The sequence below is a fragment of the Microbacterium sp. Y355 genome, from assembly GCF_059445345.1.
The window spans coordinates 2,589,932-2,610,080 of sequence record NZ_JCAIUD010000001.1 but is presented as its reverse complement, the minus strand read 5'-3'; the positions used below and the strand labels follow the sequence as shown (position 1 = coordinate 2,610,080).

Sequence of the window (20,149 nt, the reverse complement as noted above, 5' to 3'; positions counted from 1 at the left end):
ACTCGGGGGAGATATGAGCGCACAGCCGGGCTGGTACGACGCGGGAATTCCAGGGCGAGAGCGCTGGTGGAACGGCTCTCAGTGGACGGCGCATGAGCGCGGGATCGCAATGGTGCCGGCAGTTCCCGTTCAGCAGGTCGTGCAGCAGCAGCCGTATTCGTATGCGCAATCGCAGTATGCGGTGGCTGCGCAGCTCCCGCATATGGGCTGGTATCCGGTGGTTGGCACACCGGATGTGCGCTGGTGGGATGGCACCGGATGGACGCCATATCGCATCCGTGACGGCAAACCTCGCCCCGATGCATTAGCCATTGAGCCCGCGAGCACGGGTATCACGCTCGGCATCATGTTCATCGTGCTCGGGATGATGCAGCTCGGCATTTACAGCTGGTCGAGCACTTCGAACATGACCATCCTCCCAGTGCTGACACTGTCGGCAGGCGCGATCTGGCTCATTGGCGGCATTCAGAGCAGCCGGCTCCGCAAGCTCCCGGTTCCACAGGGGACGGCTGTTTTTGATCCGTCTGCGCGGCCTCTGCCCGGCGAAGTCGAGGGGATTGGCGCCGGCTGGTATCCGGTCGCGGGTCAGGTGACTCGTTGGTGGACGGGCGCGCGCTGGAGCTGGTATATCGGGCAGAAGTTCGGTGTGCGTCCTGGGCATGCAGGTCCGCGTGGCTATCGTGTCTCGATGATCATGGGGTGGATTCTCGCCGGGTTCGGCGTGCTGGCTGTGCTGCTGGGCATCGCGCTGATCGGCGAGTTGGGAGCCATCTGGGGCGTCGCCATCATCATTTTCGGTGTGTTCATGGCGCTGATGGGCGGCCTCGTGCTGCTGCTGATCCACTCCCGCCGCTACACGATGATTCTGCCGACAGAGGCACCTCCGCTGCGGTGAGGTCGGGTGCCGGGCCGTTCGGTATGAACAGCAACCCGCTCAGAGGCGGTCAGCGAAGCCCGCGATGAGCCCAGCGGCGAGCCCGGCGTCGCTGATTAGTGTGCCGTGACCGTGGTCAGGGATGGTGCGCAGCTCGGCACCGGGGATCATGTCGATGATCTCCTTGCACCAGACTTCCGGCGCAAGCGGATCGTGCTCTCCGCGCAGCACGAGCGTCGGGCAGTGCACCTTCGCGAAGGCCTTCTCCGGCTCGTGCACGATCGTTGCGCGCATCTTGCGAATGAGGTGGGGCCCGCCGCGCAGGTACTCCCGTGCTCCGCGCCAGATCACGGTCGGTCGCTCGCCGATGAGATCGCGCAGCAGATACGACGCCTGGGCGCGGATGTTGCGCGATGCGCTGTTCACCGTGGGGCCGGCGAGTACGAGACCTGCCACCAGATCTGGATGCCGCGCGGCGAGCTCCGCCGCGATCTGGCTGCCCATCGAATGCCCGATGATCACGGCATCCTTGACGGCGACCGAACGCAGGTATGCCGCGACGAAATCGGCATGCCGCTCCATCGTGAGCGTGCGGGTCGGCTCTGGCGCCTCGCCGAATCCCGGCAGGTCGAGGCCGATGATGCGGCCAGGCAACTTCTCGATCAGGTCGAGGTAGACGCTGCGCCCCATGCCGATGCCGTGCAGCAGCACGAACGGCCGCCGACCGACGCCGAACGACTCCGCCACGAGAGTGGCTCCGCCGTGGACGAACTCGACAATGGATGCCGCAGACCCCTGTGGGGCGAGAAGACGAGATGGCACGGCTCGAGCCTATAGCGACTCGCGGGCCGCACACCTGATCGCGGCCCGCACACCGGAGTGCGTGCCGACCGACGGAATGCAGCCCGACCGGCGTCCCGGCTCAGAGCACCGCGGATAGGAAGTCACGCGTGCGCTGTTCCTGCGGATCGCTGAAGATCTGCTCCGGCGCACCCTCTTCGACGATGCGTCCGCTGTCGAACATCAGCACGCGGTTCGAGACGTCCCTGGCAAACTGCATCTCGTGCGTCACGATCAACATCGTCACATCGGTATCGCGGGCGACGTCGCGGAGGATGTTCAGCACTTCGCCGACCACCTCGGGATCGAGGGCGCTGGTCACCTCGTCGAGCAGAAGAATCTCCGGCTCCATCGCCAGCGCACGTGCGATCGCGACGCGCTGCTGCTGACCACCGGAGAGCTGAGTGGGATGCGCGTTCTCCTTGTCGGGCAGACCGACCTTCTCCAGCAGCGCGCGTGCCTTCGTCAGGGCTTCCTTCTTCGACATCCCGAGAACGTGCACTGGGGCCTCGATGATGTTCTCGATCACCGTCATGTTCGGGAACAGGTTGAACTGCTGGAACACCATCCCGATGCGCTTGCGCATCTCGTTCTTGTGCTTCTCCTTCAACTCGACGCGGCGCCCATCCTTTTCATAGTGCGTGAGCGGGTTGCCGTCGATGAAGATATAGCCGGCGTTCGCCTCCTCGAGCGTCATCACCAGGCGCAGGATCGTCGTCTTACCCGAGCCGCTGGGGCCGATCAGAGTCACGCGATCCCCGCGACGCACCGTGAAGTCGAGGTCGTGCAGTACCACGTGGTCGCCGAAGCGCTTCTCGACCTTGTCGAAGCGGATGGCGGGCACATCGCCGTTGCTGAGCGTGATTGCGCCGGTGTGGCTATCAAGCGGTGGTGTATTCAAGACGTTTCTCCAATCGCCTGGTCAACAGCGAGCTGAGGAAGCTCACGACCAGGTAGATGAGTCCGGCGAGGATGATCGCCTCGACGTAGCGGAAGTTCTTCCCGCCGTAGAGCTGCGCCGTACGCACGAGCTCGGTGACAGTGATGACCATAAGGAACGGAGTGTCCTTGAACATCGAGATGACGTAGTTGCCCAGCGCCGGCAGTGTCGAGCGCAGCGCTTGCGGGATGATCACTGCGGTCCAGGTGCGTGCACGCGACATAGACAGCGCGGTCGAGGCCTCCCACTGACCTGGCGGCACCGCATCGATGCCGGCACGGTAGACCTCCGCCATGTAGGTCGCGTAGTGGATGCCGATGATGATGGTGCCGAGAACCAGTGGCGGCACCGCCGTGAACACGTAGTACGCGAACAGCAGTTGCACCACGAGCGGAGTCATCCGCACGAAGTTCATCAGCAGTGTGATGATGGCCGCGACCGGGCGTGGCGTCGTGCGACGCCCCAGGGCGATCACGAGCCCGAGAACGGCGGCGATGACGCTGCCGATAATCGTCACGAGAAGTGTGACGGTGAGGAAGCTCCACAGTAAATCGGGCAGCACGGCGAATGCGTGGTCCCAGCTCCAAAAACTCTTGTCTTCGTTCATCCGGCGGTACCCGCCCCCTTCATATCCGGGATCGGGGTGGTGGTGGCGGTGTCACGCCACCTCCCGCCGTAACCGAGGCGGTGCTTTGCGCGGGTCTCAAGCGCGTTCATACCCAGCGTGAGCGCGTATGCGATCGCGAAGTAGATGAGCAGCCCCAGTGTGTAGGCGAAGAACACGTCGGTCTGCACGCGCAGGCGATTCAGCTCTGCGGTGAGGTCAACGATCGTGATCAGGTAGACGACTGCGGTGCCCTTCATCAGCTGAATCAGCAGGTTATTGAGCGATGGGATCATCAACGCCCATGCCTGCGGGAAGATCACTCGCCACATGCGATGGGTGCGTGACAGGCTGAGCGCGGTCGTTGCCTCCCACTGTCCGGCCGGCACAGCATTGATCGATCCGCGCACGACCTCGGCTCCGTAGGCCCCGTAGTTCATTCCGAGGGCGAGGATGCCGGTGAGCACAGCGGGCATCTCGATATTGAATGGTGGCAGCGGCAACACGAAGAAGAAGAAGAACAGCTGCACCAGCAGCGATGTGCCGCGGAACAGTTCGATGATGATGCGAGCGGTACCGCGCAACAGGATGTTGTCGAATCGCGCCAGCAGGCCGAGCCCGATGGCGGCAACGAACGCCAGGAGGGCGCCGCCGGCAGTCAACTGCAGGGTCACGAGGACCCCGTCGATGATCTGCGGCAGCGCCCGCCAGAGCGCTTCGAAATTCTCAGTCACTGGACGCGGATCAGCCCAGGTCGCCGGAGCAGAGCTGCTCGGTGGTCAGATCTGCCGGGGGCAGATTCTCGGCGGTGAATCCGAACGGCTCGACCAGGTCGAGGTAGGTGCCTTCATCGGCGGTGATCTTGGCCAGCTCGGCGTTGTACGCCTCGAGCAGGTCGGTGTCGTCCGGGCGGAACACGGTGGCGCCGGCGCCGATCTGCTCGACTCCGTCGATCTCCTGTACGAACGCCTCAGTCGTCTCGACGTCATCCATGTCTTCCGTCATCCAGTTCAGCGAGACGGCGGTGAGCGCGAAGGCATCCGCTCGTCCGGCCTGAACAACTTCGATGCCAGCCTGTGCGCTGTCGACCTGCACGGTGCCTGCGATCCCGAGGTCTGTCGCGTAGCCCTCTTCGATCGCACCCGACTGCACGGCGAGCGTGACGTCGCCCGCGGCGGCGACGGAGTCGAGGTCGCTGAGATCCTTCGGATTGCCCTTGGGCACAACGAGCGTGGTGGTGTACATGATCTCAGGGTCGCTAAATGCGGCCTCTTCGCAGCGGTCGGGGAGAATCGACATGCCGGCGCTGACGACGTCCCAGCGTCCTGCGTTGAGCCCGGGGATCAGCGAGTTCCAGTCGACCTCTTCGATTTCGATGTTGTCGATGCCGAGGTTCTTGAAGATCTGCTCGTGCATGGCGATCGTGGCGCCGGTGGGCTCGCCGCCTTCGACCCACGAATAGGGCTGCTCGGACGCGATCGCGAGCGTGATCGTGCCCTCTTCCTGAGCCTTCTCGAGCGTGGTCATGTCGTCAGCGCCGGCATCGCCGCCCGATGCGCATCCGGCAAGAAGACCGATGCTTAGGGCCCCGATCGCTGCTGTGGCTATGCCGATTCGTGTCGTTCTCTTGGTCATGATGTCCTCGCGTTCCGTATGGGTTCCGTATCCGGGCGCTCCGCACGGGCGCCTTTGACCGTGCCCCAGACTATGGAATCTGTCGAGAGATGTACAGTCAGACGCGCAGATTGTCGACACGTATACAAAAACGTGATCATGCGGCAGACTGAGAATTCGGCGTCGACTTCGCTTCTCGGCGCGGAGGATCGACAATGAGATGTTCGCGGTTTCGCGCGACGGCCTGAAGGGATGCATATGGCTTCACACACCCCTCGTGCGGTATCTCCGATATCGATGGTGCGCGTCGCGCGACCGTCGACCGTAGACCTCATCACCGCCGAGTTGCGCAAGGCCATCTTTACCGGCGCTCTGCCAGTCGGCAGTCCGATCGGCGAGGTCGAAATGTCCTCACAGCTGGGCGTGAGCCGCAGCCCGCTGCGGGAGTCGACGCAGCGGCTCGTGCAGGAGGGACTGCTCAGGGCGTCCCCTGGGCGCGGCATGCGCGTGAGCGTCATCGGACCCGAGCATGTTGCCGATGTCTACGACGCGCGCCTGGCCATTGAAGGACAGGCCGTCAGGCTCATCGTGAAGGCCGGGGCCGCATCGGTCATCCAGAATCTCGAGCGCGCCTACGCCGACCTTGTTGAGGCCAGCGAAGGGACGGATGCTCGAACCATCGGCGATGCCGACATCGAGTTCCACCGCCTGCTAGTTGACTCCGCCGGCAGCCGCAGGCTGTCGCATTACATGGCGACGCTCGCAATCGAGACGCGCATCGCCAGCTTCAGCGACCCGAACGGATACACCGTGCGTCGCTCCGTGTCTGAGACCTATCGAGAACTGCTTGACGCGCTCGCCGCTGGCGATGCCTTGACGGCGTTCTCGGCGCTTGCGCGCCAGTTTGCCGAGGCGATCGCTCGGTTGACCGGCCGAGATGAGGATGTCGAGACGGTTGAGACCCCTGCCGACGAGGAGCCGCCTGCGATCGGCCCGATCGAGTTCGCTGAAGAGGTCTGACGAGGCGGCAAGTTCTGCGGCGCGCTCGTGGATGAGACGCCGCAAGAACTGGCAATCGCCCGCCGAAGTCGGCGGAGACTGACGTCTCGAGGCTCAGGCGACCACTTCGGGGCGCGCAACGGCGTGCTCCGCGGCGCGGCTGACCTGCTCCCAAGAAGACCAGGTCTCCGTGCGCTGCCGAGAGATGTCGTGTGCCAGGTCGTAGACCATGCTGCCGAGCAGGAGGCGCAGCGGTGGATCATCGCTTTCAACGAGCGTGAGCAGAGCATCGGCGGCGAGATGAGGGTCGCTGTCGATTGAGCCCTCCGCCCAGTGTCGTTCGAGTTCGGCACGCAGCGGAGCGTATGCCTCGGATGGCGACGTCGAGACCATGCTGGAGTAGAGGTCGGTCCAGTACCCGCCAGGCTGCACGATCGTGACGTTGATCCCGAAGGATGCCGCTTCCGCAGCCAGCGCCTCACTCATGCCCTCCAGCGCGAACTTGCTCGCGCTGTACATTCCTGTGGTCGCGAAGCCGCCCAGTGCGGCGATGCTCGAGATTTGCAGCAGGTGGCCTGATTTCTGCTGTCGCAGATAGGGCATCACTGCCTGGCTGACCCACAGTGCGCCGAATAGATTGACCTCGAACTGTGCTCGAGCCTGCGCCTCGGTGAACTCCTCGACCATGCCCATGGAGATGTTGCCAGCGTTGTTCACGACGACGTCGAGCCGGCCGAAATGTGCGATCGCGGCCGCTACCGCGCGTTCGACGGCTGTCTTGTCGGTGATGTCGACGGCCAGTGCGAGGATGCGATCGTGGTGGCGCTCTTCGAAGACATCAAGGCTTGCTGTGCGTGCGACGGCCACGACGCGGTCGCCTCGTTCGAGCGCGGATCCTGCAAGTGCGCGACCCAAGCCACGGCTTGCGCCGGTGATGAACCAGGTGCGGGGTGTGGTGGGCGACTGTCGCATGGAGACTCCAATGGTAAGACGAGACGTTGCGTCTCGTGAAAGCAGAATAGCAGTACTTCGAACCTCCCGCAACACGCAACGTCTCGTCTCGTTTTGTTAGGCTGAGTGCATGCCGAATCCTGATCCCGCGAGGCGGAACGAGAAATCACGTCGCGCCGTACTCACCGCGACCTTCGATCTCCTCCAGGAAATGCCGTACGCCCGCCTCACCATCGAGGCGATCGCCACGCGCGCGGGAGTGGGTAAGCAGACGATCTATCGGTGGTGGCCGTCGAAGGCTGCGGTGCTCTTCGATGCCTTTCTGCTCCTCAGCGAAGGAGATGAGGGGACTCCACCGGAGTTGCCGGACACCGGAGACCTCCGCGCCGATCTTGCACTTGTTCTGCGCGCGACCGTGGTCGAGTTGAACGAACCACGTCTCGCTGAGCCGATGCGTGCTCTGGCGACCGAGGTCGCGCATGACGCTGCGTTGGCAGCGGCATACCATGATCGGCTCGACCGCCCATTGCGAAAGGCCAAGCAGCAGCGACTGCGCAGCGCCCAGAGGAGCGGCGAGCTGGCTGAGGACCTCGATCTCGATGTCGCCGTCGATCTTCTCTGGGGCCCGGTGCTCAGTCGCTGGCTTCAGCGCAGCGGTCCTCTGTCCAACGAGTGGGTCGAACGACTTCTGGACACTGCGCTCGAAGGGATGCGGCCCCGCGGCGTCTGAGGCCGCTGTGGCGCATCACCCCTTCGGTGACAGCACCAGGGTGTCGACGGTCGCCTCGTCGACGGCATCCGCACTGAACGCCCATGGCGTCTGGATGCCGGCCGCCCAGTTCTCTGTCTGATCGACGTAGTTCGGGTGGAATGCGTGACCGGATGCCCCGGTCAGGTTGTTCCACGTCGAGGCGTCGAAGTCTGCCAGATCGACCACCATGCGCATCGAGGGCACCGTGGTCGTCGCATAGGACTCGCCGAGTTCCCAACCCGTGGCATTTACGACTGATGGTCCACCACTGACCGGGTACGGTCCTCGGTTGAACAGTGCTTCGATCGGTGCGATGCCGGAAGAGCCGAGCGTGTCGCTGGTCAGCGTGATCGCATGCAGGCTGCCCCAGTTCCATCGATCGATGACGTTGCCCTGGAGTGAGACGAGCTCGTCATATGCATCCTCAGCGGAGAGCGTGAGCATCTCCTCCATGGTGGTGACACCAATGCTCTCGTTGATCCAGAGGGGATCGGCGGGGTTGTCCAGCAGGTCGGAGACGACGGTGAACAGGCGGGCCTGGCCACCGTGCGGCAGCGGCTGCTCACGATTCGCGAACAGGTTCATCACGAGGTTCGACCACAGCACGTTCGCGTATGCGGCGCCAGGGGAGGCCGCGTTGTTCTGGGCATCCCAAGTGCGCAATAGCGCGACTGCTGCTTGGGGACCCTTGCCAGAGACCTCGACGTCACCCATCGCGGTGGCCAGCTTCTTGCCGACCCACATCTCGTTGTCGAACTGGATGTCGCGCATGTCCTTCGCAGTGAGCGGCGCGAGCGCGGCGCGGCGCTCGATCATGTGCACGATGCGTGCCGCGCGATAGCCATAGTCCCAGTCGCGAGAGAGGAAGTGGGCGTAGTCGTCTGTGACGATCGCGTTGTTCGCGGTGACGATGAAGCCGGAAGGTGGGTTGTACGAGGAGGGGAGCTCTTCGAACTCGATGAACCCGGTCCAGTCATAAGCGCTGTCCCAGCCCGGCTGCGGCAGCCAACCGTCACCGGCGCCGCGGATCGGAAGGCGGCCAGGAGCCTGATAGCCGATGTTGCCCTCGACATCGGCGTAGATGAGGTTCTGCGCCGGCACATCGAACAGGGATGCCGCAAGCCGGAAGTCATCGAAGTTCTGGGCCGTGTCCAGCGCGAAGATCGCGGCTGCGGCGGTTCCGGCATCCAGCGCGGTCCAGCGCAGGCTCACGGCATACTCGCCCGACAGGGCGCCGGCGGCATCCGTCTCACCATGCGCGAGCGCGTTGCCGTCTGCCATCACCAGGCCCTCGGCGACACCTGTGAAGTCGTCGGTGAGCCCGGAGATGATCGGACCGTGCACGGTGGATCGAATCGTCAGGTCAATGTCGTCGCCGCCTGCGACCTTGACCGTCTCCTCGCGCACATCCAGTGGAACGAGGGCGCCGTCGCGCCAATACTGATCGCCATCGACCTTCTCGATGTACAGGTCCGCGACGTCGGTGGTGAGGTTTGTGAAGCCCCACGCGACCTGGCTGTTGTGCCCGATCACGACGCCGGGGAGTCCGGAGAAAGAGAATCCGCCCACATCGAACGGGCATTCGTCGCTCACCTCGGAGCATCGCAGCTGCACCTGGTGCCAGACGGAGGGGAGGGCGGCGCCGAGGTGCGGGTCGTTCGCGAGCAGAGGCATCCCGCTCTCGGTGAGCTCACCAGAAACAACCCAGGAGTTCGAGCCGATGCCCTCGCCGACGTCGCCGAGCAGCAGGCTAGTGGCTTCGATGACGCTGCCTGCCTCTTCCCAGGCGACCGTGGTCACAGCCGACTGTGCCTCGTCTTCGCTGCCCAGGTTGAAGGATGCGGGTGCAGAATCTGTCTCGCCTTCCTGCGTCGGAACTGTTGAGATTGTGGGGACGATGACCGGGTTCTGATCGAACGGATACGCAGGGTAGAGCTGCTCGAGCAAGGCCATGCTGTCGGCGGGGGCTGCGTCATCTCCGACCTCGGCAACCAGCAGAGCTCGCTCGGTCTCATCCTCCAGGTTGGTGCGCAGATCCCAGGCCATCGCCTTCAGCCATGCCACCGAATCTGCGGGTTCCCAGGGTTCTACTTCGTAGTCGGGATTCTGTATTCCAAGAACGGCATATTCCAGTGAGAGCTCCGCACCGTCGGTCTCGGCGAGGTACGCATTCACTCCCTCGGCGTATGCGTCGTAGTAGGCGCGGGTTGTTTCATCCAGTGCTTCTACCTCTTGCTCGGCGACATCGTGCCAGCCGAGCGTGCGCAAGAACATGTCGGTTCCGACCTGCGATTCGCCGAACATCTCGGCGACCCGACCGGATGTGACGTGCCGGCGGAAGTCCATCTCGAAGAAACGGTCCTGCGCGTGCACGAAGCCCTGCGCGTAGAACAGGTCGTGCGAGGAGTCGGCGGTGATCGTCGGCACGCCCAGCACATCGCGCTGCACCGTGACCTGTGCCTGAAGGCCGTCGAGCTCGATGTCCCCAGAGGCCTGCGGGAAAGAGCGCTGGATCGTCCAGACCACAAAGAACGAGACCGCAACAGCGATGACGATGAGCCCGGCGATAACGCCGAATGCGATGCGTCCGATCTTCGGGCCGAGAGGTGCGCGCGCGACTGCGGTCTCGATGGGTTCCGTCATCATTGAAGTAGTTCTCCCCAGGTCATCGGCAGGACGCGGTGTCATCGGTCCCTTGCGTGCGTTCGGGGCGCGCGCATTCGAAGCCTAGCCGGGCGCGTGCGTTTCAGTGCGAGCCGTGCCTTTGTGGCGGGAGAAGGAGTCTGTGTTGCAGATGTCGGAGCCTGTTACAGATGACGGAGGATTTCGCGGGAAATCTCCGTCATTTGCAACAACCTCCGACGGGTGAAACGACGAGAACAGGTCAGTCCGTGCCGGAATCGAAGGCTGCGCCCTCGGATGCCGAGTCGACGGCATTCGCGAGCTTCTCGTCGGTTGCGGAGACCGAACCTTCGACCTGCTCAGTGATTTCGGATGCCTCGCCTGCGGTGACGCGGCCGACGAGCTCGGCAGTGGCGCCGCCGACGAGACCGAGGCTTGCGTACTGCTCGAGGCGCGAGCGCGAGTCGGCGATGTCGAGGTTGCGCATGGTGAGCTGGCCGATGCGGTCGACGGGCCCGAATGCGGCGTCTCCGACGCGCTCCATCGAGAGCTTCTCCGGGCCGTAAGACAGGTTGGGGCTGGTGGTGTCGAGGATCGTCCAGTCGTCACCGCGCCGCAGGCGGATAGTGACCGTGCCGGAGATCGTCAGACCCACCCAGCGCTGGATCGACTCGCGCAGCATGAGCGACTGCGGCTCGAGCCAGCGGCCTTCGTACATCAGGCGGCCGAGGCGGCGACCCTGCTCGTGATAGGTCGCGAGGGTGTCTTCGTTCAGGATGCCGTTGACGAGGCGCTCGTAGGCGATGAAGAGCAGCGCCATGGCCGGAGCCTCGTAGATGCCGCGAGACTTCGCCTCGATGATGCGGTTCTCGATCTGGTCGCTCATGCCGAGGCCGTGGCGTCCGCCGATCGTGTTCGCCTCGTTCACCAGGGCAACAGGGTCGGTGTACTCGACCCCGTTGAGAGCAACGGGGCGGCCACCCTCGAAGGTGACGGTGACATCTTCGGTCTCGATGGCGACCGAGGGATCCCAGAACTTGACGCCCATGAGCGGGTCGACGGTTTCCAGCGAGACGTTCAGGTGCTCGAGGGTCTTCGCCTCGTGGGTAGCGCCCCAGATGTTGGCGTCGGTCGAGTATGCCTTCTCCGCAGAATCGCGGTAGGGGAATCCGTGCGCGATGAGCCATTCGCTCATTTCCTGGCGGCCGCCGAGCTCGGTGACGAAGTCAGCGTCGAGCCACGGCTTGTATACGCGCAGGCGAGGGTTGGCAAGCAGGCCATAGCGGTAGAACCGCTCGATGTCGTTGCCCTTGTAGGTGGATCCGTCGCCCCAGATGTCGACGCCGTCGTCCTTCATGGCACGCACGAGCATGGTGCCGGTGACGGCGCGGCCCAACGGCGTCGTGTTGAAGTAGGTCTTGCCGCCGGAGCGGATGTGGAATGCGCCGCACTGCAACGCGACCAGGCCCTCTTCGACGAGAGCGGTCTTGCAGTCGACCAGGCGCGCGATTTCGGCGCCGTACTCCAGGGCGCGACCGGGGATCGCATCAATGTCGCCTTCGTCAGGCTGCCCGAGGTCGCCAGTGTAGGTGCATGGGATGGCACCCTTGTCGCGCATCCACGCGACGGCGACGGAGGTGTCAAGGCCTCCGGAGAAGGCGATGCCGACGCGCTCGCCGACGGGAAGAGACTGAAGGACCTTGGACATGATTCCCATTCTATCGGCGCGCGGCGTGTCGCCATGCTCGCGGGTGGAGGGAGCAGGCGGATGCCGGACTCGCGAGCAGCCAGCGCCACGAGGCCGTCGTAGACGGATCCACCAGCGATTCCTGCGGACGGGATGACGATTCGACCTGCCTTGTCCATGGTTGTGCGCATCCCATCAGAACGCCATTGCGATGGCGCTGTCGACAGTGCCAGAGTGAATCGCGGAGGAGCAACATGGGTCAGGCGGTGCTGTGGGGACTGGTGGCGGCTGCGCCGCTGTTCGTGGGTGCTTTGCTGGCGCTGCTGCGCACTTGGCCGCCGCACTGGCTGGGCATCGTGCTCGGCTTCGGCGCTGGCGCACTGATGGCATCGATTGCCTTCGAATTGTGGGAAGAGGGCCTGCAGCTCGGCGGCCCGATTCCCCTCGCTGTCGGCGTCGCGGCCGGTGCGCTCTGTTATTACCTCGCTGATCGGCTCGTCGAACGCCGCGCGTCGGCCGCGCGGGGTCGTGCTGGTGGCCCGCTCGCGGTGGGTGCTCTGCTCGACGGCATCCCGGAGCAGCTCGTGCTCGGCATCGGACTCGCATCCGGCGAAGGCGTGAGCGTCGCGCTTGTGATCGCGATCGTCGTCTCCAACCTGCCCGAGTCGATCGGCTCGGCGGCCGACCTGCTCGAGGGCGGCATGAAGCGGTCCCGCGTGCTGTGGCTGTGGGCAAGCGTTGCCATCGTGTGTGCGCTCGCCACGGTCGCCGGCTTCGCGCTGGCGGATGCCGTGAGCATCGAGTTCCGCGCCGGAGCCAGCGGCTTCGCCGCAGGTGCGCTGCTGGTCATGCTCGTCGATTCGATGATTCCTGATGCACAGTCCAAGGCGAAGGACTCGACGGGGCTCGCCACGGTGCTCGGCTTCGCGCTCGCCGCCGGACTCTCGCTCGGCGCGTGAGCTCGGCCTCGCTTGAGGCTCTCAGAGCCCCGGATACTCCTGCATCCGCGTCTGGAACTCTTCCCGGTCGGCCTCGCTGAGCAGTTGGGGTGCCAGGAAATAGATCTGCAGACCTTCCAGCGGCTCGCCGGTGCGATCGCTCTGCGCCTGGCGCTCGCCCAAGAACTCGCCGGTGCGGTCGTTCGAGAGGTCGTACATCACCGCGTAGAAGCGCATCGGATCGGGGTAGTTGTCGGTGTACCACTCCCACGTGTTCTGCGTACGAGGGTCGGTGCTGCCGTAGAACCTCTCCAGGATCGTGTCATCCAGACCCGACGAGGGGTCATTGAAGGAGTACATGCTGTACATGCCGTAGTCGAACAGAACCTCTTCGATGACGCCCATCACTTGAAGCTTGCGGCTGTAGTCCTGGATGGGCTCGTTTGTCATCCACGGCACCGAGATGTACTGCACCAGCATCGATTCGCCGCCATAGCCATTGCGCTCCGGACGCAGATCCTCCGGCCCGACCTGGCTCCACGTGTATCCGAACTCATCGCTCAGGCGCTCGCGGATCTCGGCCAGCGCCGCGTCACTCTGTACGCGAACTTCTTCCAGCGACATCTGCGACAGGATCGAGTTCGGTGCGACGTCCTTGATACCCGGGTATGCCTCTTCGTGCTTCTGTTCCGCAGTCTTCTCGCCCTGGTAGCTGCCCGATGCTGAGGTCTGCAGCGCACTCATCGCACCGACGGTCGCGACATTCAGCAGCAGCGTGATGACAAGAGCGGATGCGCCGAGCGCGCGTCCGCGCGGCGTCACGAGCGCCGCGATCACGACACCGACCACGACGAGTTGCAGTGTCAGCATCGTGACGCCGTAGAGCGTGTCTGTGAAGCCTGCGAGCAGCGTGCCGAGCAGAATGAGTGCGAACAGAATCGCGACCACCAGCGCTGACCAGCCGATCGCGTTCGCGGGCTGCTTCTCTGCAGGGGCTGTGGCCGAGCCGATGATCGGCGCAGTCGGGGCGCCGTAAGGAGCACCGTCTGAAGCGCCCGGCGCCTGCACGCGCCGGGCGCCGTGATACCCACCGGGCGGCGGCAACGGGGGTGCGCCCTCAGTACCGGCCACATAACGCGCGCGCTGCTTCTCTGGCTCTACCATGGCTTGTCCGTCCCGGAGCCTTGGCCGTCCTGATCGCCCTGCTGTTCGCGCTCCTTGGCGCCCTGCTCAAGCTTCTCCTGGATCTCGTCGAGTTTGTCCTGATCGGGCTGCTGCGGCTGCTCTTCCTGACCGTTCTCACCTTCAGGAGGAGGCTGCTGCTGGCTCTGCTGCTGCTTCTCCTGCAGGCGATCTTCAAGCCCGTCGAGGGTGTCGCTCATGCTGCGATCCGGGTCCGGTGACTGCGAATCGGCCTCTTCGCTGTTGCACTCCTCCGGCGTCTCGGCCGTGATGAGCAACGCTTCGCCGTACAGCTCAGCCCCGCCGACCCCATCGCCCTCGCCGACCGCGGCATCGCCCTGACGCTCGATCACGATGGCGAGGTTCACGCGCACAGCGCACGCCTCGAGTCCGGTGGCCAAGGGCAACGCTTCCTCGAGCTTCGTGCGCGCACCGTCGACGTCCTCAGCGCCGGCCAGAGCAGTGCCGACGTTGTAGGGCGCCTTGAACGGTTCGAACCAGTTCAGGAACTCCTGACCTTCGGCGGCAGCGGTGGATCCCGAGTAGTCCGCGACGACATATGAAGTGATCGCCTGGTGTGCGAAGGCGTACATGCTCAGCAGCTTGCCGACGAACAGCAGTGCCACGAGCGTCAGGGGCAGGGTGCCGATGGCCACCCAAAGACGGATGCGCCGGCGGCGCCGATTCGCCTGGATCAGAGCGGATGCGGCATCCGCCTGCGAGGAGGAAGTGAGATTCGTCACGCGCCACCTCCCCGAAGCGCCAATCCGCGCATCTGCGCGATGAGCATCGTGGCGCGGGCGAGCTCGATGCCGAGCAGCGCCACCATCACGAGCGCGAAGATCCAGTACAGCTCGATCACGTTGCCGACCGACCCGGACTCGGTGTAGCTCGTCGTCGTAGTCGGCGCCTCCGGCAGCTCGATTGCGATGTCGGCGGATCGCAGCTGATAGCTCGCGCCGAGGTCGCCAGCGATGGTCTGCAGGTTCGCATCGTCGATCACCGACATGGCGGGCTGACCCTGGTACTCGATGTATCCGCCGGTGCCCGCTGAACCGTCTGTCGAAGGGCCGAAGCCACCCGTCGTGATCTTCATCGGCCCGCCCTCGCTGGTGCCGTAGCCCAGCACGGAGCCGGCGTCGATGTACTGCGCACTGTCTGCGAAAGACTCCGGATCGCTGCTGATCGTCTGCTCCCCATCGCCGAGGTAGAACACCATACGCGAGCGATCGGATGCGGACTCAGCGGCCGTAGCAAGAGTCTCCTCCAGCATCCTGTTCGCGATGCTGATCGAGCTGCCGCGCGACTGCGACGTCACCTCCGGGTGCAGAATCTCCAGCGACGAGATGAGCGCGGTGGTGTCGGTGGTCAACGGCAGGCGCAACTCGGCCGCGGCATCGAACGTGATCAGGGCGAAGCGTGCACCCGGATACTCCTCGACGATCGACTGCACGTCCTGGCGGACGCCGTCGAGTCGCTGCTGGGCGTCGCCCCAGTCTTCCGCGACGATGCTCGCCGTTGTGTCGACGACGATCACGATGTCGGTGTCTGTCGCGAGGGTCTGTGTCGCGCCTCCGGGGATGCCTGGGCGCAGCAGCATCATGAAGCATGCGAGCAGCATCAGCAGTCGCAGCACCCACATGAGCGGAGAGGCGCCGGCCACGGGCTGGGCCGAGGTGACACCGGCAGGGCGCAGCGACTTCACTAGCATCCATACGGCGAGGAACACCACGGGTGCGAATAGCAGCAGAAGCAGGAAGACGTTGAGGACGGGTTGAAAGATCACAGTCTCACCCTCCACAGCAGCACCACGAAGCCGAGGCCGGCGACGAGCAGTACGGCGATCCAGAGGTTCGGAGCGTCGGTCCACACCACCTGCGCTTGGCCTCGTAGCTCGGCGGCATCCTGCTCCTGCACGTCTGCGATGATGTCGGCCACCGTCGTTGTCTCGCGCAGGCCGTAGGCCTCGCCGCCGGTGATCTGTGCTGCGGAGACGAGCTCGTCACTGATCTCGGTGTCGACTCCCTGCACCGGGTTCAGCGCGAAGACGCGCACACCGACGGATGCCGCGTAGTTCGCGGCCTCTTCCAGCGTGACGATGGATGCTCCGGCGAGCTCGTTGTCGGTGGCGAGGATGATCGAGCGACTGCGCTCCTCATCGAGGTGATCGAAGCGCATGGCGCAGGACGCAAGCCCATCTCCGATCAGCGACGCACCTGGACCGTTCAGGGTGCCGACCCAGTGCTCGGGAATCTCCTCGATGAAGTCGAAGCTCTTCCGGATGCTCTGCAGATGTGTGCGGATGAAGTCGTAGTCGTCGGTCAGCGGGAAGACCTGCACCGGCGAGCTGTTGAAGATGGTCAGGCCGATGCGCTCTCCTTCGAAGCCGTCGAGGAGCTCTTCGAAGACAGCGAGCACCTCGACATCCACGTCGCTCATGGATCCGGAGACGTCGAGGCAGAGCATGATGTCGCGGCTCGTGTTGATCGGTTGGATCGTCTCGGATGACATCGGGCGCGCGGCTACGATTCCGCCGACTGCGGCTGCGATCACGCCGAGCGCGACGACGCCGATGAGGGCGGCCCGGCGCCGGCGGACAGCGTGCTGGAACGACGGCAGCGCGCGCAGTCGCTCCGCGCGCGCGATCGGGGCGCTGTGTGTCTCGCGGTGTCGGGCTCCCCGGCGAATGCCGATGAGTAGGCCGACAGTGATCGCGATGACGATCACGGCGATCGCGACGAGGAGGAGCCACCAGTTCGCTAGTGCCATGACGCCACCACCTTGCGGGCAGCCTCGAAGCCTGCGGCCGGGTCGACCGCGGGCTCCCTGCGGAAGATGCTCGGGTAGTAGTGCCGCTTCATCGCGTCGATCAGCGCTGGTTGCACGCCGAGTCGTTGCAGATCGTCGAGGGCGAGCACGGGGGCCTCCAGCCCGCTGTACTCGTTGACGAACGTGCGAACGATGCGGCTGAGCTCGAGGTTGGCGCCGCGCGCGGTGAGAGCGCCCGCGCGGTAGTCGGCCTCGATCTGGCCGATGCGTTCGTTATATTCCATTCTCAGCATGGTGAGCACATCGTCGGTGGATGGGGCGAGCTGCGGCGGCTCACCCTGCAGGGTCATGCTGCGTTTGGGCCTGGTCAAGAAGATCAACAGCCATGCGGCGAGGATGAGCACGGCGATGATGCCGATCGCGAGCAGCATCCACCCCCAGCCGTATTGGGCGGGAGGGTAGAGCTCGTCAGTTCCTGACATGCGCCCTCCGATTCAGCATGCGCAGCAACTGCGGGACCGCGTCATCCTGAGTGTCGAGGGTTGCGTGCGTGATCTCGAGCCGGTCGAGCAGGCGGGTGCGGCGCTCAGTATCCGCCTGCGATTGTGCGAGCAGCTCACCGAGCACTTCACTGTCGCCGTGCACGAAGTCGGGAACAGCCCATCGGGTGTACACATCGGCACGTGCCGCGTTCGACGCGTGATCGAGCACCGGGTCTGCATCGCGAAGAGTGATCCACAGCACGTCATGCTGCACGCGCAGTCGGCGCAGCATCCGTTCGCTCTCGTCGGTCACCGGTGCGTCATCGGTGATGATGACGACGATGCAGCGCTGCGCGATCGTCCGCGCAACATAAGAGAGGAGTGCGTCGCGGTCGCTGGGTGCTGTGGCGGTGGAGATGGCCTGATCGATTGTGCGCAAGACGTGCTCGAGTGCGCCCTCGCTGCGCCCGGGCGCTCGGCGACGGATGCGATCGCTATCGCCATGCACGACGCTGAAGTCGTCGCCGTGGCGCAGAGCGAGGATGCCAAGGGCTCCCGCCGCCAGAACAGCCAGGTCTTTCTTGGGCCTCTCGTCGTGCGCGAGTGCGGTCATCGCGCGGCCAGTGTCGACGACGAACAGCACGGTGTGCATGCGATTCGCGCGATGGCGTTTGACCAGGGGAGTGCCGAGCCTGGCAGTCGCTCGCCAGTCGATGTCGCGCACCTGATCGCCGTACTCGTACTTGCGCAGGTCTTCGAAGTCGAGGCTGCGCCCGTGCAGCAGCGACGCGTAGGCGCCGTCGAGCGCGTGCATCGACTTCTGTGAAGAGTGGATGAAGAGCTTGCTCTTCACCTGCGTGATAAGACTAGGCATCCGGTCCTTGAGCTTGTCGAAGGGCGGCGCTACGGCGTCGGCACCGAGGTGAAGATCTGGTCGATGATCTCCTCGCTTCGGATGCCCTCAGCATCCGCTTCGAAGGTCAGCAGCACGCGATGGCGGAGGACGACGTGGCGGAGTGTGCGGATGTCTTCGGGGATGACATGCGAGCGGCCGTTGAGCAGGGCCAGGGCGCGGGATGCCTGCAGGAAAGCGATGCTGGCGCGCGGGCTGGCACCGTACTTGATGTAGCGAGCGCGGTCTTCGCCGATGTACGGACCGGGATTACGGGTGACATAGGCGAGCGAGACGATGTAGTTGCGAATCGCGTCGTCGACGTAGATGCGGCTGGCGACATCCTGCAGCAGCTTCACGTCTTCGAGGGAGACGGCGCTCGCGACGTGGCGGTCAGGATCCAGCACACCTGAGTCGATGCGGCGCAGGATCTCGAACTCGTCTGCGGGGCTCGGATAGTCGACGATCTCCTTGAGGAGGAAGCGGTCCATCTGTGCCTCGGGAAGCTCGTAGGTGCCCTCCTGCTCGATGGGGTTCTGCGTGGCGATCACGAGGAACGGTTTGGGCAGGTGGTGCACCTCGCCGCCGATAGTGGTCTGGTGCTCCTGCATCGCCTCGAGCATGGCCGACTGGGTCTTGGCGCTGGAGCGGTTGATCTCGTCGAGCAACACGAAGTTCGCGTGCACGGGGCCAAGGACAGTGCGGAACGATCCGTTCGCGGCGTCATAGATCTGGTTGCCGGTGATGTCGCTGGGAAGGAGGTCTGGCGTGCACTGGATGCGTTTGAAGCTGGCCTTGATGGTGTCGGCCAGCGTGCTCGCGGCGGTGGTCTTCGCAAGGCCAGGCACGGACTCGAGCAGAATGTGCCCGCCGGCGATGAGGGAGACCAGCAGGCTGGTGCGCAGCCGCTCCTGGCCGACCATCTTCGCCGAGTACGCGTCTGAGATGACTGCCAGAACATCGGCGGCGTGCTGCATTTCCGCCGCGCTCGGGGCGGTGTCCTGGCCAGGCGCCGGACTTGCTGCTGGGCTGGTCGTTGGGCGCGGGATCGCAGGAGGCGCGGGAGGCGGAGGTGGAGCCGCCGAGTTACCGTTCGATGCGGGATAGGCCTGATTCATCACTGTCTCCTCGATTGCACCAGAACAGGGTAACCCGAGCACCCTGTGTCAACGGGAGCGGGGGCGCTGGCTTATGAGCGCGCGCGGCGCCGGCCGATCCACACCACGAACGCTGCGACAGCGATGATCGCGGCAGCGATCCCGACGATGTAGCCGGACACACCCAGATACCCGCCCGGAACAAGGTGCGGGTCGAGGAAGGGGTACGGGTACCACCAGGCGTCACCTGTGGCGGGGGCGATGATGAAATTGGCGCGGATCAGCGTATATGCGGCCCAGACAATCGGGAAGATCGCCGTAATCGCCACCGCGCTCCATGGGAGCGCGCGCCGCTTCGGCGCGAAAAGCACATCAGCCAGCAGGAACAGCGGGATGACGACGTGGAGCACCTCGTTCGACCACGGCACCGTGACGCCCTGGGGGAGTTCGACGTTCCTCAGCAGCAGGTTGTAAACGATGCCCGTCACGATCATGTACGTGCTCACACAGACCAGCAGCACCGCGAACCAGCCGGGTTCCTGCTCTTCCTTTCGGCCGCTGGTCCACGCCCAGATCGCGCCGATCGAGAGGACTATCACGGCGAGAAGATTCGACTCGATCGTGAAGAAGCTGAGGAAGTTCGCCGCGAGCGTCGGAACATGCGCGCCCCACTCGGTCGTCGAGATGGCACCATTGTGCAGAGTCCTCGTCAGCTGAGTGATGATTGCGGCTGCGCCGAGCACTGCTGCGGCAAGTCGTGCGTATGGCCACCAGGTCGTCATGGTTCCTCCGCGGTAACCATAGCGTCCAGGCTGCGGCTGGCGCGATGCTCCGCGCGCACGGCGGGGCGGTGGTGGGGCTTCGCTAAGATGGGACTGCTCGTGCGATCCACCGAGGCGGGCAGAAT

Annotated in this window: 20 protein-coding genes; 4 read left to right on the top strand and 16 right to left on the bottom strand. The window is 64.6% G+C overall.

The window, feature by feature from the left end:
- Nucleotides 1-13: 13 nt before the first annotated feature.
- Nucleotides 14-895 carry a DUF2510 domain-containing protein gene (locus AC1C2O_RS12530; protein ID WP_495430768.1) on the top strand — a complete coding sequence of 294 codons (882 nt, stop codon included), beginning with the start codon at nt 14-16 and terminating at the stop codon, nt 893-895.
- 39 nt (nt 896-934) lie between these two features.
- On the opposite strand, the gene AC1C2O_RS12525 is transcribed toward AC1C2O_RS12530, so the two are convergent.
- The 5 genes from AC1C2O_RS12525 to ehuB all read right to left on the bottom strand — a co-directional run bounded on the left by AC1C2O_RS12525 (nt 935) and on the right by ehuB (nt 4,893).
- On the bottom strand, nt 935-1,696 hold the full coding sequence (locus AC1C2O_RS12525; protein WP_495430767.1) for an alpha/beta fold hydrolase: 762 nt from the start codon (nt 1,694-1,696) through the stop codon (nt 935-937).
- Nucleotides 1,697-1,796: 100 nt separating this feature from the next.
- A complete protein-coding gene (gene ehuA / locus AC1C2O_RS12520) occupies nt 1,797-2,579 on the bottom strand; it encodes an ectoine/hydroxyectoine ABC transporter ATP-binding protein EhuA (RefSeq protein ID WP_495431733.1) in 783 nt (260 codons plus the stop codon).
- Between the two features lie 16 nt (nt 2,580-2,595).
- On the bottom strand, nt 2,596-3,261 hold the full coding sequence (gene ehuD / locus AC1C2O_RS12515) for an ectoine/hydroxyectoine ABC transporter permease subunit EhuD (protein WP_495430766.1): 666 nt from the start codon (nt 3,259-3,261) through the stop codon (nt 2,596-2,598).
- Nucleotides 3,258-3,992, bottom strand: coding sequence for an amino acid ABC transporter permease (locus AC1C2O_RS12510; RefSeq protein WP_495430765.1), 735 nt, complete (start codon nt 3,990-3,992; stop codon nt 3,258-3,260). Before AC1C2O_RS12510 ends, ehuD begins: the two co-directional genes overlap by 4 nt.
- 10 nt (nt 3,993-4,002) lie before the next feature.
- Nucleotides 4,003-4,893, bottom strand: a complete 891-nt coding sequence (gene ehuB / locus AC1C2O_RS12505; RefSeq protein ID WP_495430764.1) for an ectoine/hydroxyectoine ABC transporter substrate-binding protein EhuB — start codon at nt 4,891-4,893, stop codon at nt 4,003-4,005.
- 237 nt (nt 4,894-5,130) lie between these two features.
- Here ehuB and AC1C2O_RS12500 point away from each other — a divergent pair, with 237 nt between their 5' ends.
- Entirely contained in the window at nt 5,131-5,892 is a 762-nt protein-coding gene (locus AC1C2O_RS12500; RefSeq protein ID WP_495430763.1) for a GntR family transcriptional regulator, read from the top strand.
- Between the two features lie 93 nt (nt 5,893-5,985).
- On the opposite strand, the gene AC1C2O_RS12495 is transcribed toward AC1C2O_RS12500, so the two are convergent.
- Nucleotides 5,986-6,843 (bottom strand): SDR family NAD(P)-dependent oxidoreductase, encoded by an 858-nt coding sequence (locus AC1C2O_RS12495; protein ID WP_495430762.1) that lies wholly within the window; start codon nt 6,841-6,843, stop codon nt 5,986-5,988.
- Nucleotides 6,844-6,952: 109 nt separating this feature from the next.
- Between AC1C2O_RS12495 and AC1C2O_RS12490 the strand changes: the two genes are divergently transcribed.
- Nucleotides 6,953-7,552 (top strand): TetR/AcrR family transcriptional regulator, encoded by a 600-nt coding sequence (locus tag AC1C2O_RS12490; protein ID WP_495430761.1) that lies wholly within the window; start codon nt 6,953-6,955, stop codon nt 7,550-7,552.
- A gap of 15 nt (nt 7,553-7,567) precedes the next feature.
- Here the strand turns inward: AC1C2O_RS12490 and AC1C2O_RS12485 are convergent, their stop codons facing one another.
- Together AC1C2O_RS12485 and argG are read right to left on the bottom strand one after the other, a co-directional pair.
- Nucleotides 7,568-10,219 (bottom strand): penicillin acylase family protein, encoded by a 2,652-nt coding sequence (locus tag AC1C2O_RS12485; RefSeq protein WP_495430760.1) that lies wholly within the window; start codon nt 10,217-10,219, stop codon nt 7,568-7,570.
- A gap of 238 nt (nt 10,220-10,457) precedes the next feature.
- Nucleotides 10,458-11,903, bottom strand: coding sequence for an argininosuccinate synthase (argG, locus tag AC1C2O_RS12480; protein WP_495430759.1), 1,446 nt, complete (start codon nt 11,901-11,903; stop codon nt 10,458-10,460).
- Nucleotides 11,904-12,136: 233 nt separating this feature from the next.
- Between argG and AC1C2O_RS12475 the strand changes: the two genes are divergently transcribed.
- Nucleotides 12,137-12,841: a ZIP family metal transporter gene (locus tag AC1C2O_RS12475; RefSeq protein WP_495430758.1), complete on the top strand. Its 705-nt coding sequence runs from the start codon at nt 12,137-12,139 to the stop codon at nt 12,839-12,841.
- Between the two features lie 21 nt (nt 12,842-12,862).
- Here the strand turns inward: AC1C2O_RS12475 and AC1C2O_RS12470 are convergent, their stop codons facing one another.
- The 8 genes from AC1C2O_RS12470 to AC1C2O_RS12435 form a co-directional block, all read right to left on the bottom strand.
- Nucleotides 12,863-13,984, bottom strand: a complete 1,122-nt coding sequence (locus AC1C2O_RS12470) for a hypothetical protein (RefSeq protein WP_495430757.1) — start codon at nt 13,982-13,984, stop codon at nt 12,863-12,865.
- The gene (locus AC1C2O_RS12465; protein WP_495430756.1) at nt 13,978-14,745 is read right to left on the bottom strand and encodes a hypothetical protein; all 768 of its coding nucleotides are present in this window, start codon (nt 14,743-14,745) and stop codon (nt 13,978-13,980) included. The genes AC1C2O_RS12470 and AC1C2O_RS12465 overlap by 7 nt, the downstream gene beginning before the upstream one ends.
- Entirely contained in the window at nt 14,742-15,788 is a 1,047-nt protein-coding gene (locus AC1C2O_RS12460) for a vWA domain-containing protein (protein WP_495430755.1), read from the bottom strand. The genes AC1C2O_RS12465 and AC1C2O_RS12460 overlap by 4 nt, the downstream gene beginning before the upstream one ends.
- Nucleotides 15,785-16,771 carry a VWA domain-containing protein gene (locus AC1C2O_RS12455; protein ID WP_495430754.1) on the bottom strand — a complete coding sequence of 329 codons (987 nt, stop codon included), beginning with the start codon at nt 16,769-16,771 and terminating at the stop codon, nt 15,785-15,787. The genes AC1C2O_RS12460 and AC1C2O_RS12455 overlap by 4 nt, the downstream gene beginning before the upstream one ends.
- The gene (locus tag AC1C2O_RS12450; protein WP_495430753.1) at nt 16,762-17,253 is read right to left on the bottom strand and encodes a hypothetical protein; all 492 of its coding nucleotides are present in this window, start codon (nt 17,251-17,253) and stop codon (nt 16,762-16,764) included. The genes AC1C2O_RS12455 and AC1C2O_RS12450 overlap by 10 nt, the downstream gene beginning before the upstream one ends.
- Nucleotides 17,240-18,127, bottom strand: coding sequence for a DUF58 domain-containing protein (locus AC1C2O_RS12445; RefSeq protein ID WP_495430752.1), 888 nt, complete (start codon nt 18,125-18,127; stop codon nt 17,240-17,242). The genes AC1C2O_RS12450 and AC1C2O_RS12445 overlap by 14 nt, the downstream gene beginning before the upstream one ends.
- A gap of 29 nt (nt 18,128-18,156) precedes the next feature.
- Nucleotides 18,157-19,122 (bottom strand): AAA family ATPase, encoded by a 966-nt coding sequence (locus AC1C2O_RS12440; RefSeq protein ID WP_495431732.1) that lies wholly within the window; start codon nt 19,120-19,122, stop codon nt 18,157-18,159.
- 212 nt (nt 19,123-19,334) lie between these two features.
- Entirely contained in the window at nt 19,335-20,024 is a 690-nt protein-coding gene (locus tag AC1C2O_RS12435) for a Pr6Pr family membrane protein (protein WP_495430751.1), read from the bottom strand.
- Nucleotides 20,025-20,149 lie beyond the last annotated feature (125 nt).